Consider the following 13,553-nt stretch of genomic DNA (forward strand, 5'->3'; position numbering starts at 1 on the left):
GGAGCCGCTCGCGATGCGCAACGCTTCTGGACGGATCGTCTGGCCGACCTGCGGAGCCTGGCTCCTCGCCGGTGCCGTCATGACGGCTGGTTCCCCGGTCCGGGCGGAGAACTGGTTCCAGCGTCTGTTCGACCGCACGCCTGCGCCGAGCACGGCTCCAGCGGCGACACCCGTTCGCCCCGTGCCACCGGCTCCTGCGGCGCCATCGTCCCCAGCCCAGCCCGCCCCTCCGGCCGCTGCCGCGCCGTCGGTTCCTGCGCCGGCCGCGGCCCCGCCTGCTGCACAGCCGGCCCCGGCTCTGCCGCAGATCCCGGTTGCCTACCCGAAGGTTCAGCGCTTCGAGGAGCATATCGAACTCACCGGCACCTCCGCGGCCGTGAACAGCGTCAAACTGGTCGCTCGGGTCCCGGGCTTCCTCGAGGACGTTCACTTCGCCGATGGGCAGACGGTCGATCAGGGAGCGCTGCTCTTCACCATCGAGCAGGCCCAGTACAAGGCCCAGCTGGCGCAGGCCGAGGCGCAGGTGCGCGCCACGGAGGCGGCCCTGGCCTACGCCCGCAGGGAAGTGGAACGCTACGCCGCGCTGCAGAAGCGGGGAGCGGCTGCGCAGGTCGTCGTCGACAACTGGAACTTCCAGGCGAGCAAGAGCGAGGCCGAGCTGGCGTCGGCGCGCGCGCAGGCCGAGATCGCCCGTCTCAACCTGAGCTACACGGAGGTGCGGGCGCCGTTCGCCGGGCAGATGGGCAAGGCCCTCGTCAACGTCGGCGCCATGGTGGGCGGAGCAGGCCAGCCGCCGAACCTCGGCGAGATCGTGCAACTCGATCCGATCTATGTCGTCGCCAATGTGAGCGAGCAGGACCTGATCAAGATCCGCGAGAACATCGGTCCTCGCCGCCTGACGCAGCAGGAGCTCCTGAAGGTTCCCGTCGACGTCGGGATCGAAAGCGTGCCGTCGTTCCACATGCGCGGCTTCGTCGAGTACATCGCGCCGGGCATCGACACCCAGACGGGCACGATCATGGTGCGCGGCGTCGTCGCGAACCCCGACCGCGCCCTGCTGCCCGGCGAGGCCGTCCGCATCCGGCTGCCGCGGGGCAAGGTGATCCCCGACGCGGTCATGGTGCCCGACCGCGCCATCCAGGCCGACCAGGGCGGTCGCTACGTGCTCGTCGTCAACGCCCAGAACACGATCGAGCAGCGCTACGTGAAGCCCGGCGACCTCGTCGATCGGCTCCGCATCGTCGGCGGCGTGGGCCCGCATGACCGCATCGTCATCGCCGACCTGTGGCGTGCGACGCCGGGGCTCAAGGTCGCGCCGAAGCTGATCCCGATCGACCAGGCCGCGACCTTCGGAAGCCAGTGATGTCGAAGTTCTTCATCGAGCATCCGGTCCTCTCCAACGTCGTCGCCATCATTCTCGTCATCATCGGTGCCGTCGCGGTCTACACGCTGCCGGTCTCCCAGTATCCGAACATCGTGCCCCCCACCGTGCAGGTGACGGCGCGATATCCCGGCGCGAGCCCGCAGACGGTCATCGACACGGTCGCGCTCCCCATCGAGCAGCAGATCAACGGCGTCGACGGCATGCTCTACATGCAGTCGACGAGCGCCTCGGACGGCACCTACACGCTCACCGTGACCTTCCGCATCGGCATGGACCCGGACACGGCGCAGGTCCTCGTCCAGAACCGGCTCTCGAACGTGCTCGCGAGCCTCCCCTTCCCGGTGCAGGCGCAGGGCGTGTCGGCCCAGAAGAAGTCGACCGCGATCCTGCAGATCGTCACGCTGGACTCCCCGACGGGGACGTTCGACTCGCTGTACCTGACGAACTACGCGACCATCAACCTCGTGAACGAACTGGCCCGGCTACCCGGTGTCGGCAACGTCAACGTGTTCGGTGCGGGTCGCTACGCCATGCGCGTGTGGCTCGACCCCGGCAAGCTGCAGTCCTTCGGCATGGTGCCGTCGGACGTCATCAACGCGCTCCGCAACCAGAACCAGGTGGTGTCGCCGGGGCAGACGGGCCTTCCCCCGGCTCCTGCCACGCAGGACTTCCAGTACACGCTCGACATCGCGTCCCGGCTGAGCGACCCGGCCGCCTTCGCCGACATCATCGTGAAGACGGAAACGGCCGGCGGCGGCCGCCTCGTCAAGGTGAGCGACGTGGGGCGTGTCGAACTCGGCTCCCAGACCTACGCGCAGCAGTTCCTGCGCAACGGCAGGCCGGCGGCGGGCATCGCCATCTACCAGACGCCCGAGGCGAATTCGCTGCAGGTCGGCCAGTCTGTGTCGGAGAAAATGAGGGAGCTCTCCGCCCGCTTCCCGCAGGGGTTGCGCTACGGGATCCCCTTCGACACGACGCTCTTCGTGAAGGCGTCGATCGACGAGGTGTACACGACGCTCTACCAGGCCGGCATCCTGGTCCTCATCGTCATCCTCGTGTTCCTGCAGAGCCTGCGAGCCACGCTCGTGCCGGCGACGACGATCCCGGTCGTGATCATCGCGTCCTTCGCGGGGATGTCGGCGCTGGGCTTCACGATCAACCTGTCGACGCTCTTCGGCGTCGTGCTGGCCATCGGCATCGTCGTCGACGACGCCATCGTCATCGTCGAGTCCGTCTCGCGCCAGATCGAGGAGGGCAAGTCCGGCCACGACGCGGCCGTCGACGCGATGAAGGAGCTGATCGGACCCATCCTGGGCATCACCCTGGTGCTGATGTCCGTCTTTCTGCCGGCGGCCTTCCTGCCCGGCCTCACGGGCAAGATGCTGGCGCAGTTCGCCATGGTCATCGCGGCGACGGCGCTGATCAGCGCGATCATGGCGGTGACGCTCAGCCCGACGCAGAGCGCCCGCTTCCTGCGCAAGCCGGTCCCGCCGGAGAAGCGCAACGTCTTCTTCCGCGGCTTCAACGCCGTCTACGGCCGCGGCGAGGACGCCTATGTCCGGCTCGTGGGCGGGCTGGTCAAGCGCAGCACCGCGGTCGTGCTCGCGGGCATCCTGATCTCGGCCGGCGCGGTCTGGGGAATCGCCCGGCTACCGACGGCCTTCATCCCCAACGAGGACCAGGGCTACGCGCTGATCGCCGTGCAACTCCCCGACGGCGCCGCGCTGGGGCGCACCGTCGACGCACTCGACCAGACGACGAAGATGGCGCTGGCGACGCCGGGCGTGAAGGACGTGATCACCATCGCCGGCATTTCCGTGCTGGACAACAGCGCGACGTTGGCCAATGGCGGCGTCAACTATGTCATCTTCGACGACTGGGAAGCCCGCAAGAAGGCGGGCCACGAGGACATCCTGTCGATCCTGCGCGAGTTGCAGAAGCGCCTCGACACGCTGGCCTCGGGGCGCGCCTTCGTCGTGGTGCCGCCGCCCATTCAGGGCATCGGCAACGCCGGCGGCTTCCAGATGCAGACGCAGCTTCTCGGCGGCAGCTTCGACTACGGGCGCCTGATGCAGTCGACCGAGGCGCTCATCGCCGAGGCGCGCAAGAGCCCCTCCGTCGAGCGCCTCCTGACCACGTTCCGGCCCGACGTCCCGCAGGTTGCGCTCAACGTGGATCGCCTGCAGGCGGAAGCCATGGGAGTGGACGTCGGCGACGTGTTCGCCGTCCTCACCGACTATGTCGGCTCCACCTATGTCGGCCAGTTCAACAAGTTCGGCCTGTCGCTGCAGATCTACGTCCAGGCCGACGCTGCCTTCCGGCTGCAACCGGACGATCTCCTGAACCTCTACGTGCGCAGCAAGACCGGCCAGATGGTGCAGCTCGCCAGCGTGGCGTCGCTCGCGCAGCAGGTCGGGCCGTCGATCATCACGCTCTACAACCTGTACCCGTCGGCGACCGTGATGGGCTCGCCGGGTCCCGGCTTCAGTTCGGGGCAGGCCATGGCGACGATGGAAGAGGCCGCGGCGCGGGCCCTTCCCAAGGACGTCGGCACCAGCTGGACGGCCATGTCCTACCAGGAGAAGGCGACCGGCAACCTCCTCTATGTCGGCTTCGCCATGTCGGTGCTGCTCGTCTACCTCGTGCTCGCCGCCCAGTACGAAAGCTGGTTGCTGCCGCTCGCGGTGATCGCCGCCGTTCCGCTCGCGCTGGTGGGACCGGCCTCCGCGCTCACGGCCCTCGGGGTCGCCAACAACCTGTACACGCAGATCGGCCTGATGCTGCTGATCGCGCTGTCCGCCAAGAACGGCATCCTGATCGTCGAGGTCGCGCGCGAGCAGAGGCTCTCGGGCAAGCCGATCATCGAGGCCGCCATCGCGGCGTCGAAGACGCGCTTCCGGCCGATCCTGATGACGTCCTTCGCCTTCATCCTCGGCGTGCTGCCGCTCGTGTTCGCGACCGGCGCGGGTGCCAACGGACGCCGCTCGCTGGGCCTCAGCGTCTTCTCCGGGATGATCGCCTCCACCTGCCTCGCCGTCGTGTTCGTCCCCGCATTCTTCGTGCTGCTCCAGAGGCTCGACGAGAGGAGGAAGCCGGCGACGCCGGCTGCTTCACCCACCCCGGTACCGGCCGCGTCGGAAGCGTGACGCCGGCGCTCGCGCCGGCGTCAGGCAGATTGCTGGGCCCCGGCTGATGATCCGTTGCGGCTGCCCGTCCCTGACGTCAGGCGGGAGCACCATCGAAAGGTCGATCCCATGAAGGCCCTCCAGCCCCTCGTCCTCGGCTTCGTTATCCTCGCGACCGCTGCCTGCCAGACGGCGGTCCAGGACAAGGAGAACATGCTCTCGGCCGCCGGCTTCCAGATGCGCCCCGCCGACACGCCGGAGAAGATCACCGCCATACGGACGCTCCCGCCGCACCGGTTCGTCCAGCAGACGAACAACGGGCAGCCCGTCTGGATCTACGCCGACCCGACCATCTGCGGCTGCCTCTACGTCGGCAACCAGCAAGCGTGGCAGACCTACCGCCAGATGGTCTTCCAGCAGAACCTGGCCAACGAACAGCAGATGACGGCGATGATGAACCAGTCCTTCGCCTTCGACTACGGCATGTGGGGCTTCAACCCGCTGATCTACTGATGGACTCCATCCCGAACGGGAGGCTGGAGCAATTCGCGGGACGGCGCGCCGCCGGCCTCGATGCTCAGGACCATGGGCGTTGCTCCATCCTCCGCACGCAGGCGGCCTGAGGGGCTGTCGCCGCCGTCGGCCAGGGAATTCGATGGTACCAAGGCGCCTCGTGAGGACTGGGTCGTGACGCCCGAGCCCACTCCTGCTTCAATCATCCGCGCCCAATCCGAAGCAGTGCCCATTCTGGAGTGAATCGATGAGCCTAAGCCGCAGGACCGCGCTGGCCGCGCTCGGCGCAACATTGCTGTCCCGCTCCGCCTGGGCGGCCGGCCTGCCGCCCATGCGCGTCCACAAGGATCCCAACTGCGGTTGCTGCACGGGCTGGGTCGAACATGTCCGTGCTGCGGGCTTTCCCGTCGACGTGCTGACCGAGACGAACATGGACGCGATCAAGTTGCGGCTGGGGGTTCCGGCGGCGCTGTCGTCCTGCCATTCCGCCGAAGTCGACGGATACGTGATCGAAGGTCACGTTCCAGCCGCCGAGATCATCCGCTTGCTCGCGGAGCGGCCCCGTGCGCTTGGACTTGCCGTGGCTGACATGCCCGTCGGCTCGCCTGGCATGGAGGTCCCCGGAGCACGTCCCGACGTCTATCCGGTCGTGCTCTTCGGAAGCGGACAGTCCATCTATGCCCGCTATAGGGGCGGGCAGCGAATCTAGCGGGGGCAGGACAGGGGACGGAGGCGAACGGGCGGTCTGAAGGACCCGTTGACCAGCCTGCCAACGCCCCCGGCCGTGCCTCCGACTGCCAGGACATCGAGACCCTCGCCGATCCCACCCGCACCCACGGTGCCCTGACGTGGACGAAGGCTGCCAGGCTCCGGGCACCCTGAACGGAGCAGCGTCCTGAAGCGTCATCGGTCCTGGAGCCAGAGGGGCGATGGCGGTCCGAGGGAGTTACGCCAGTCCTGCAAGATGAAGCCAAGGCTCCCGTGGCTGCTGCCGCGATGCGGGCGCCCGATGGACAGCGACAGGCCTCCGCGATCCTCAGGCGGATGTTCGATTGACGACGGTGGCACCGACCGCCACCTTACCAACCTCGCAATAGAAGAAGGATGAGCCGGCTGCCCTTGCTTGGTCCGGCTCGAAGACTTCGTGTTCGAACTCATCGTCGCCGCTGTTCTCATCGCCCTGAACGGGCTTTTCTCGCTCTCCGAACTCGCCATCGTCTCGGCGCGTCGCGTCCGGTTGAAGGCCATGGCGGATGCTGGGCGACCCGGCGCCGCCACGGCTCTCGCGCTCGCCGATGATCCGGGACGGTTCCTGTCGACCGTGCAGATCGGCATCACCCTCGTCGGCGTCATCGCGGGCGCATTCTCGGGCGCGGCGCTGGGCGAGGCGTTCTCGGCGATCCTCGCGGAGCGCTTCCCGATCTCGACGACGGTGGCGGAGGCGCTCGGCTACACGACGGTCATCGGCGTCATCACCTACCTGTCCGTCGTGGTGGGCGAACTGGTGCCGAAGAACCTTGCCCTGCGCAACGCCGAGGGCATCGCCTGTGCCGTCGCGCCGCTGATGCTGGTGGTCTCGCGGAGCGCCGCGCCCGTCGTGTGGGCCCTGGACGCTTCGACGCGCCTGATCTTTCGCATCCTTGGCCTGCGGGAGGAGGGCAACGACGCCGTATCGGAGGAGGAGATCCGGACGATCGTGGCGGAGGCGCAGTCGGCTGGCGTGATCGAGGGCGAGGAACGGGAGATGATCTCCGCCGTCCTGCGCCTCGGCGACCGTCCCGTCCGGGCCCTCATGGCGCCCCGCACCGACATCGAGTGGCTTGACCTTTCCGCCGACGAGGCGACCCTGCGCGCGGCGCTGGTCAAGTCGACGCGGGCGCGGCTGCCGGTCTGCGAGGGCGATCCCGACAACATGATCGGTGTCGTCCAGGTGCGGGATCTCCTGCCGCCGCTGCTGCGCGGCGAGCGGCTCGACGTTCGAAGGCACCTGAAGGTGGCGCCCGTCATTCCCGACACGCTGGACGCGCTGCAGGTGCTGACGGTGCTTCGCCACGCCGAGGTTCCGCTCGCCCTCATCCACGACGAGTACGGGCATTTCGAAGGCATCGTCACGCCGGCCGACGTTCTGGACGCCATCGCCGGCGCCTTCCGGTCGGACGAGGGGATCGGTGAGCCCGAGGCATACCAGCGTCCGGACGGGTCTTGGCTGTTTGCAGGCTACATGCCCGCCGACGAGATGGCGGAGAAACTGGGCGTCACGCTTCCCGACCAGCGGGGCTACGAGACCGTCGCCGGCTTCGTGATCAACGCCATGGGCAGGCTGCCCGGTACCGGCGACGCCACGACCGTCCTGGGCTGGCACTTCGAGGTGGTCGATCTCGATGGCCGCCGGATCGACAAGGTGCTCGTCACACGCGCGACCTAAGGCACGCCATCGCTCCGCTGGTGGGGTGCTCCCGCCGCACCGGGCGACGGGAGCCCAACCTCACATGACCTTGCGGATCTCCGCGTAGGCCCCGGTGGTCTGCAGCGTGATCGTCACCGGCTGCGAGCCGCGGTTGCGGAAGAACCACCCGTGGGTGCCGTCGAAGCCGGCTGCGAGCGTGCCCTCGTCGCCCGGCACGCCGCGGGCGGACTTGTAGCTGCTCTCCTTGCCGCCGCCCTTCGGTGTCCCGTGCATGTCGTAGTTGACGACGCCGCCGCTCACCGTCCAGCGGTACTGGACCTGACCGCCCTTTGGCAGCTCGATCTTGTACTCCACGCCTTCGGCAGGCTTCAGCGTGATGACGGTCTCGTCGGTGCGCGTCGCCTGCGCGACGACGATCCGCTCGCCCGCTACCGCGGACGGCACGAGCCACTGCCCGATCTGGCGCAGCAGGTCGATGTTGGAGCGCTGCCCGCCGGCGCTGGACTGCTGGTCCTTGATGCGATCCGCCTCCGCCTCGGCGGCGAGCTGCTTCTTGATCTCGCCCATCTCGGTGAGCTTCAGCAGACGGCCGACGCCCGTCGGGTCGATCGCGTACTCGGCCGGCATGACGATCGTCACGAGGATGGTCATGGCCGAGATCAGGGCGATGATCGTCGAGCGGATGAGCTGCCGCGTCGACGGAAGCTCCGCGCGGCTCGGGATGTCTGAGTTGTACATGGTCTGGAACCTCAGGTCTGGGAAACGAAGTAGCCGGTCAGGTGCATCCCGGTGAGGACGAAGCCGGCGGTCATCATGGCGACGTTGGCGGTGTAGGCGTGCTTCCAGAAGCTGTCGGTCCGTCGCCAGAAGCTGATGGCGATCAGGATCGCGGCCAGCGCGAGGAGCTGCCCCACCTCCACGCCGATGTTGAAGGCGATGAGGTTGGTGAGCAGGCCGTCCGGCGCGATGTCGTATTCCTGCACCTTCGTGGCGAGGCCGAAGCCGTGGAACAGGCCGAAGATGAACGTGGCCGCCTTGGTGTTCGGCTGGAACCCGAACCACCGCTGGTAGGCGCCCATGTTGTCGAGCGCCTTGTAGACGACCGACAGGCCGATGATCGCGTCGATGATGTAGGAACTGACCGAGATGTCGAAGTAGACGCCGATGATCATCGTCGTCGAATGGCCGATCGCGAACAGCGTGACGTAAAGGCCGATGTGCTTCGGCTGGTAGAGAAAGAAGATCACCCCGGCGAGGAATAGCAGATGATCGTATCCGGTGATCATGTGCTTGGCGCCGAGGTACATGAAGGGGATGAAGTGAACCCCCGTGATCTCCTGGATGTAGCCCTTGTCCCCTTCGGCGACCGCGTGGGCGAGCGCGTCGAGGGAGAAGGACAGGGATAGAAGGACGGCGAGGAGGACGATGGGGCCCCCACGGGGCGCGAACGTGCTCCAGCCCGCCCGAACGAGGTTGGGCATGCGGAAACCTTTTGAACGAAGGGATGCGTTGCGTCGCTAGGACGCGCGGATCGAACCGGATGCGCCGTCGCGCGGAGGTCGCTCGATCCCGATCGGCCGCATGCCGGACCTCACCTCGTCGGGGATGGCCGTCTGCATCCGAAGGGGGGATGCGGTCGTCGCCGTGGACGCTGCCGGCATCGTGCCGGGCTCGTGAGAATGGTCCAGCGGGTCGTGGCTTTTGCTGCCGGGGGCGTCCTCGTCGTCGAACGCGTGGACGTGGCCGTGATGACCATGGGGGGTGTCCGGATGCACGTCGCCAGTTGCCATGTCGCTCTGGGCCGCGACGACGGGCGCGACCATCGCCGGCGGCGAAAGGACGATCGCCACCGCCAGAAGCAGAGCAAAGCAGGCTCTCGCAAGGGTCATCGTGACGCGAATCATCGACATCCCGGGTAGCACGTCTTGGTCGAGATAGGGGTTAACGTGTTGACGTCATCCCCACCGGGGGGATAGGTCGTGATCATGACCAAGCGACACCACAGTCACCCCGACATCGTCAAGCGCCTCCGGCGCGCGGACGGGCACCTTCGCAGCATCGTCGAGATGATCGAACAGGGTCGCCCCTGCCTCGACATCGCGCAGCAGCTCCACGCGGTGGAGAAGGCGATCTCCGAGGCGAAGAAGACGCTGATCCGCGATCACCTCGACCATTGTCTGGAAGACCTCGTCGGTCCCCTGCCACGCGAACAGCGCCGCACGATCGACGAGTTCCGCGACATCACGAAGTACCTCTGAGGCAGCCCATGCCCTCCTTCGCCGAACTGCTCCAGCAGGGTGCCGCCAACGCATGGTTCTTCGTCCCAAGCGCGATACTGCTCGGGGCTCTCCACGGGCTGGAGCCCGGGCATTCGAAGACCATGATGGCGGCGTTCATCGTCGCGATCAGAGGCACCGTCCTGCAGGCGGTCATGCTCGGCGTGGCGGCGACGATCTCCCACACTGCCGTCGTATGGGCGATCGCGCTCGGTGGAATGTACCTGTGGCGTGGCACCGCGCCGGAGACGTTCGAGCCGTGGTTCCAGTTGATCTCCGGCGTCATCATCGTGGCGATAGGGCTATGGATGGTGTGGCGCACATACGACGACAAACGCCGCGCGCTGATGGCGGCAGGAGCAGGCCGTCGGGGCCACCATGGCGGTCACGGCCATCACGGTGGTCACGGCCACCATGGCGGGCATGGTCATCACGGCGGGCACGGGCACCATGGGGGGTACGGCGTCGCCGCCTCCCGGCACGAGGACGACAGCGGTGTCGACGAGGCCGATGAGCGCCTGATCGACAGCGGCCACGGCCTCGTTGCCCTGAGCCTTGGCGGTGCAGATGGCGGCCACTGGCGGGTCCGAAGCGTCAGCGGTCATGTCTGGTCGCCAGCGGAAGTGACGATCGAGATCGAGCGGCCCGACGGCACGATCAAGAAGTTCATCAGCTTCCACCAGCGCGACGGCTTCCTGGAGAGCAACGATCCCGTGGCGGAGCCGCACGACTTCATGGTCCGCCTCAGCCTTGGCCACGCCGGGCACAGTCACGACTACGACCTCGTCTTTGGCAACGGAACGAACCGGCACGACCCGATCCACGACGAATTGCGCGGGCTACGGGCGACCGACGACGACTACCAGGACCCACACGCGCTGGCGCACGCCAACGACATCCGCCGCCGCTTCGCCAACCGCCCCGTCACCAACGGGCAGATCATCCTGTTCGGCCTCACGGGCGGGCTCATCCCCTGTCCGGCGGCCATCACCGTCCTGCTGCTGTGCCTGCAGGTGAAGGAGTTCACCCTCGGCGCGGTGCTGGTCCTCTGCTTCTCGATCGGCCTCGCGATCACCCTCGTCGCCGTCGGTGCCGTCGCTGCCATCAGCGCCCGGAAGGTCCGCGAGCGTGTGAGCTGGTTCTCGACCGTGGCCGCAAGGGCGCCCTACGTCTCCGGCGGGCTCATCGCGGCCGTGGGAGTCTACGTCGCGATCCACGGACTGAGCGCCCTCACATGACCCATGGCGCGATGAAGACGATCTCGCGAGACGACAGGGAGCCCATGGCAAGCCAAACTTCCACGACGATGGCAGGACTATGCTGACGATGGCTGCCCCCTGCCGGAAGCGTTCAGCGCTTTCAGTTCAGCCTGTTCGTCAGAACATGAATGATTGACCGCCGCCAACGTGCGGGAACACCCCTTGCTCCTCTAGCCGCTAGAGATGCTACGCCCCGGCAACGATTCACGTTGCAGGGCTCTTGCATGGTTCAGGTTCGCGTCGCCGGCGCCGCCGTTTTTCTGTCCGCCGCCGTCCTCGCCGGGGACCAGTGGTCGAAGGGTCTGATCCTCGACCGGTTCGAGGCGGACCCGTCTCCGGTGCCGGTGACGCCTTTCCTGAACCTGACCCTGTCGTTCAATCCCGGCGTCAGCTTCGGGATGTTCCAGGACATGCTCGCTGCCCATCCCGGGGTCGTGGCTCTCGTCACCGCGTGCCTGTCGCTCGGACTGCTCGTCTGGGCGACCCTCGCTCGCACTTCCGTGGAGCGGGTCGGGCTCGCGCTCATGGCCGGCGGAGCTTTCGGCAACGCGGTCGATCGCTGGCGTCGGGGCGCCGTCACGGACTTCATCGATCTCCATGCCGGCGGGCTGCACTGGCCCACCTTCAATGGCGCCGATATCGCGATCGTCGGCGGCTGCGCCATGATCTTCGCGGACGCCGTTTTCCGCGCACGCCAGCCCATGGTGGCGACCTCCGCCCGGGGCCACTCATGAGCCTGCGAACCCTCAGAGTCACGCTGTGGGCCCTCGTGGCCGTGGCTTTGGCCGGCGCGGGTGTGCTGTGGTTCTGGCCGGGCCCGACGGCTCCCGGCACCCCGCTCGGGCCCGGCGTATCCCTCGTGAAGCCCTACACCATGACCGACCACCGAGGCCGGGCGGTCGACGAGCGCAGCTACCTCGGCAAGCCGACGGCGTGGTTCTTCGGTTTCACCCACTGCCCCGACGTCTGCCCCACGACCCTGATGACCATGACGACCCTCCTGAAGGACCTCGGCGCCGATGCCGACAGGCTGACCGTCGTCTTCGTCACCGTCGATCCGGAACGGGATACGCCGCAGGTGCTCGCCGAATACCTCACCGCGTTCGACCCGCGGATCATCGCCCTTTCGGGCTCGCCGGAGCAACTCGCGGCGATGGCGAAGACGTTCTACGTCACCTATCGCAAGCAGCCCCTGGAGGGCGGTGGCTACACCATGGACCACTCCGCGACGGTTCTGCTCGCGGATAAGGATGGGCGCCTCGTCGGAACCCTGGACCCCCACGACACGCCCGCGGCGATCGCCTCCAAGGCGCGTCGGCTCGTCCAGCGTGGCGAGCCATGAACGGCGACCGCGTCCGCGCCCCGGAGCAAACGGAGACTTCATCCGGCCGGTCCCGCGCTGAGCATGAGGCTTGGCCCCATGTAACAGGACATTGCCCATGAGCCGACCAACCGCCTCGCCGAACGGCGTGTTTCCGCGCTTCGACGGCGGTCCGCCGCCCCGTGACCGCGCAACCAGCGGCGCCGCCTCGTGGTGCCTCCTTTGTGCGTGGATCATCGCCCTCGCCGCGACGTTGGCCGCCCTGTTCATCGGCGAGATCATGGGCCGGACGCCGTGCGACCTGTGCTGGCATCAGCGGGTCTTCATGTTCCCGCTCGCCGTGATCCTCGCGGTCGCAGCGTTCCGCGGAGATGCCGGCGTCTGGCGCTACGCACTGCCGCTCGCAGTCCTGGGCTGGCTGGTCGCCGGCTTCCATTCCCTGCTCTACGCCGGCGTCGTCTCCGAGGCGATCAGGCCATGCGGGAAAGGGGTCTCCTGCACCGGCGCCGACATGACAATCCTCGGCCTCCCGCTCCCTTACCTGTCACTCATCGCCTTCACGGGCGTTGGCGCTCTCCTCCTCGTCGTCGGCCGGAAGGATTCGAATGTCTAGACGCCTCCTCGTCATCGTCGTGGCGCTGATCGCAGGCGCCGCCTTCGTGGGTGGCAGCGTCCTCTACGACCGCTTCGGCCGTCCGCCCGAGCGCGGACAGTCGGCCTCGTCCACGCTGGTGAGGGCTCACTCGCCCGTCATCGGGCCCGCCGGAGCGCCGGTGACGATCGTGGAGTTCTTCGATCCGTCGTGCGAGGCCTGCCGGGCCTTCCATCCGATCGTCAAGAGGATCATGGCCACGTTCCCGAACGAGGTGCGCCTCGTGATCCGCTACACGCCCTTCCACGAAGGCTCAGACGTCGCGGTGCGAATCCTCGAAGCGGCGCGCGCGCAGGGGCGGTTCGAGCCCGTCCTGGAGGCGCTCCTCGAGGGACAGCCGCAGTGGGCCGTCCACGGCGCTCCCGACCTGGAGAAGGCGTGGAGCCTGGCCGGCGCCGCAGGCCTCGACGTACCCCGTGCGCGGGTCGCGGCAGTCGCTCCTCAGGTCGACCGCGTCCTCGACGTGGACGTGGCCGACGTGAAGGCGAACGGCGTGGAGCGGACGCCGACGTTCTTCGTCAACGGCAGGCCCTTGACGACCTTCGGCCCGCAGCAGCTGTTCATGCTGGTGGCCCAGGAAGTCGAGGAAGCTCGGAAGGTCAGGTAGGACGCGTTG

Annotated in this window: 14 protein-coding genes; 11 read left to right on the forward strand and 3 right to left on the reverse strand. The window is 67.7% G+C overall.

The annotated features are described in order from the left end of the window. Window positions 1–13: 13 nt before the first annotated feature. From ACX9GQ_RS05715 to ACX9GQ_RS05735, 5 genes are all read left to right on the forward strand, one after another. Window positions 14–1,363, forward strand: coding sequence for an efflux RND transporter periplasmic adaptor subunit (locus ACX9GQ_RS05715; protein WP_459628590.1), 1,350 nt, complete (start codon window positions 14–16; stop codon window positions 1,361–1,363). Continuing rightward, window positions 1,360–4,530 carry an efflux RND transporter permease subunit gene (locus ACX9GQ_RS05720; protein ID WP_459628591.1) on the forward strand — a complete coding sequence of 1,057 codons (3,171 nt, stop codon included), beginning with the start codon at window positions 1,360–1,362 and terminating at the stop codon, window positions 4,528–4,530. The genes ACX9GQ_RS05715 and ACX9GQ_RS05720 overlap by 4 nt, the downstream gene beginning before the upstream one ends. A gap of 108 nt (window positions 4,531–4,638) precedes the next feature. Beyond that, a complete protein-coding gene (locus tag ACX9GQ_RS05725; RefSeq protein WP_459628592.1) occupies window positions 4,639–5,022 on the forward strand; it encodes a hypothetical protein in 384 nt (127 codons plus the stop codon). A gap of 247 nt (window positions 5,023–5,269) precedes the next feature. Then, the gene (locus ACX9GQ_RS05730; protein ID WP_459628593.1) at window positions 5,270–5,731 is read left to right on the forward strand and encodes a DUF411 domain-containing protein; all 462 of its coding nucleotides are present in this window, start codon (window positions 5,270–5,272) and stop codon (window positions 5,729–5,731) included. A gap of 435 nt (window positions 5,732–6,166) precedes the next feature. Further along, entirely contained in the window at window positions 6,167–7,447 is a 1,281-nt protein-coding gene (locus ACX9GQ_RS05735; RefSeq protein WP_459628594.1) for a hemolysin family protein, read from the forward strand. Window positions 7,448–7,507: 60 nt separating this feature from the next. Here the strand turns inward: ACX9GQ_RS05735 and ACX9GQ_RS05740 are convergent, their stop codons facing one another. Genes ACX9GQ_RS05740 through ACX9GQ_RS05750 form a run of 3 tightly spaced genes read right to left on the reverse strand, consistent with a single transcriptional unit; the run spans window position 7,508 to window position 9,339 of the window. Then, window positions 7,508–8,167 (reverse strand): transmembrane anchor protein, encoded by a 660-nt coding sequence (locus ACX9GQ_RS05740; RefSeq protein WP_459628595.1) that lies wholly within the window; start codon window positions 8,165–8,167, stop codon window positions 7,508–7,510. Window positions 8,168–8,178: 11 nt separating this feature from the next. Further along, window positions 8,179–8,910 (reverse strand): HupE/UreJ family protein, encoded by a 732-nt coding sequence (locus ACX9GQ_RS05745; protein ID WP_459628596.1) that lies wholly within the window; start codon window positions 8,908–8,910, stop codon window positions 8,179–8,181. A 36-nt stretch (window positions 8,911–8,946) separates the two neighbouring features. Further along, window positions 8,947–9,339: a hypothetical protein gene (locus ACX9GQ_RS05750; protein ID WP_459628597.1), complete on the reverse strand. Its 393-nt coding sequence runs from the start codon at window positions 9,337–9,339 to the stop codon at window positions 8,947–8,949. Window positions 9,340–9,414: 75 nt separating this feature from the next. Here ACX9GQ_RS05750 and ACX9GQ_RS05755 point away from each other — a divergent pair, with 75 nt between their 5' ends. From ACX9GQ_RS05755 to ACX9GQ_RS05780, 6 genes are all read left to right on the forward strand, one after another. Continuing rightward, the gene (locus tag ACX9GQ_RS05755) at window positions 9,415–9,687 is read left to right on the forward strand and encodes a metal-sensing transcriptional repressor (RefSeq protein ID WP_459628598.1); all 273 of its coding nucleotides are present in this window, start codon (window positions 9,415–9,417) and stop codon (window positions 9,685–9,687) included. A gap of 8 nt (window positions 9,688–9,695) precedes the next feature. Beyond that, window positions 9,696–10,943 (forward strand): nickel/cobalt efflux transporter, encoded by a 1,248-nt coding sequence (locus ACX9GQ_RS05760; RefSeq protein WP_459628599.1) that lies wholly within the window; start codon window positions 9,696–9,698, stop codon window positions 10,941–10,943. Between the two features lie 245 nt (window positions 10,944–11,188). After that, window positions 11,189–11,698, forward strand: a complete 510-nt coding sequence (lspA, locus tag ACX9GQ_RS05765; RefSeq protein ID WP_459628600.1) for a signal peptidase II — start codon at window positions 11,189–11,191, stop codon at window positions 11,696–11,698. Further along, complete coding sequence (locus ACX9GQ_RS05770) at window positions 11,695–12,306, forward strand: SCO family protein (RefSeq protein ID WP_459628601.1); 612 nt, start codon at window positions 11,695–11,697, stop codon at window positions 12,304–12,306. The genes lspA and ACX9GQ_RS05770 overlap by 4 nt, the downstream gene beginning before the upstream one ends. Window positions 12,307–12,403: 97 nt before the next feature. After that, window positions 12,404–12,898: a disulfide bond formation protein B gene (locus tag ACX9GQ_RS05775; protein ID WP_459628602.1), complete on the forward strand. Its 495-nt coding sequence runs from the start codon at window positions 12,404–12,406 to the stop codon at window positions 12,896–12,898. After that, window positions 12,891–13,544 carry a DsbA family protein gene (locus ACX9GQ_RS05780; protein ID WP_459628603.1) on the forward strand — a complete coding sequence of 218 codons (654 nt, stop codon included), beginning with the start codon at window positions 12,891–12,893 and terminating at the stop codon, window positions 13,542–13,544. The genes ACX9GQ_RS05775 and ACX9GQ_RS05780 overlap by 8 nt, the downstream gene beginning before the upstream one ends. Window positions 13,545–13,553: the final 9 nt, after the last annotated feature.

Source organism: Alsobacter sp. R-9, from assembly GCF_054612375.1.

Coding starts and splice junctions, on each gene's coding strand:
- ACX9GQ_RS05715 (WP_459628590.1), top strand. CDS start 14: ATGCGCAACGCTTCTGGACGGATCGTCTGGCCGACCTGCGGAGCCTGG.
- ACX9GQ_RS05725 (WP_459628592.1), top strand. CDS start 4,639: ATGAAGGCCCTCCAGCCCCTCGTCCTCGGCTTCGTTATCCTCGCGACC.
- ACX9GQ_RS05730 (WP_459628593.1), top strand. CDS start 5,270: ATGAGCCTAAGCCGCAGGACCGCGCTGGCCGCGCTCGGCGCAACATTG.
- ACX9GQ_RS05740 (WP_459628595.1), bottom strand. CDS start 8,167: ATGTACAACTCAGACATCCCGAGCCGCGCGGAGCTTCCGTCGACGCGG.
- ACX9GQ_RS05745 (WP_459628596.1), bottom strand. CDS start 8,910: ATGCCCAACCTCGTTCGGGCGGGCTGGAGCACGTTCGCGCCCCGTGGG.
- ACX9GQ_RS05750 (WP_459628597.1), bottom strand. CDS start 9,339: ATGTCGATGATTCGCGTCACGATGACCCTTGCGAGAGCCTGCTTTGCT.
- ACX9GQ_RS05755 (WP_459628598.1), top strand. CDS start 9,415: ATGACCAAGCGACACCACAGTCACCCCGACATCGTCAAGCGCCTCCGG.
- ACX9GQ_RS05760 (WP_459628599.1), top strand. CDS start 9,696: ATGCCCTCCTTCGCCGAACTGCTCCAGCAGGGTGCCGCCAACGCATGG.
- lspA (WP_459628600.1), top strand. CDS start 11,189: ATGGTTCAGGTTCGCGTCGCCGGCGCCGCCGTTTTTCTGTCCGCCGCC.
- ACX9GQ_RS05770 (WP_459628601.1), top strand. CDS start 11,695: ATGAGCCTGCGAACCCTCAGAGTCACGCTGTGGGCCCTCGTGGCCGTG.
- ACX9GQ_RS05775 (WP_459628602.1), top strand. CDS start 12,404: ATGAGCCGACCAACCGCCTCGCCGAACGGCGTGTTTCCGCGCTTCGAC.
- ACX9GQ_RS05780 (WP_459628603.1), top strand. CDS start 12,891: ATGTCTAGACGCCTCCTCGTCATCGTCGTGGCGCTGATCGCAGGCGCC.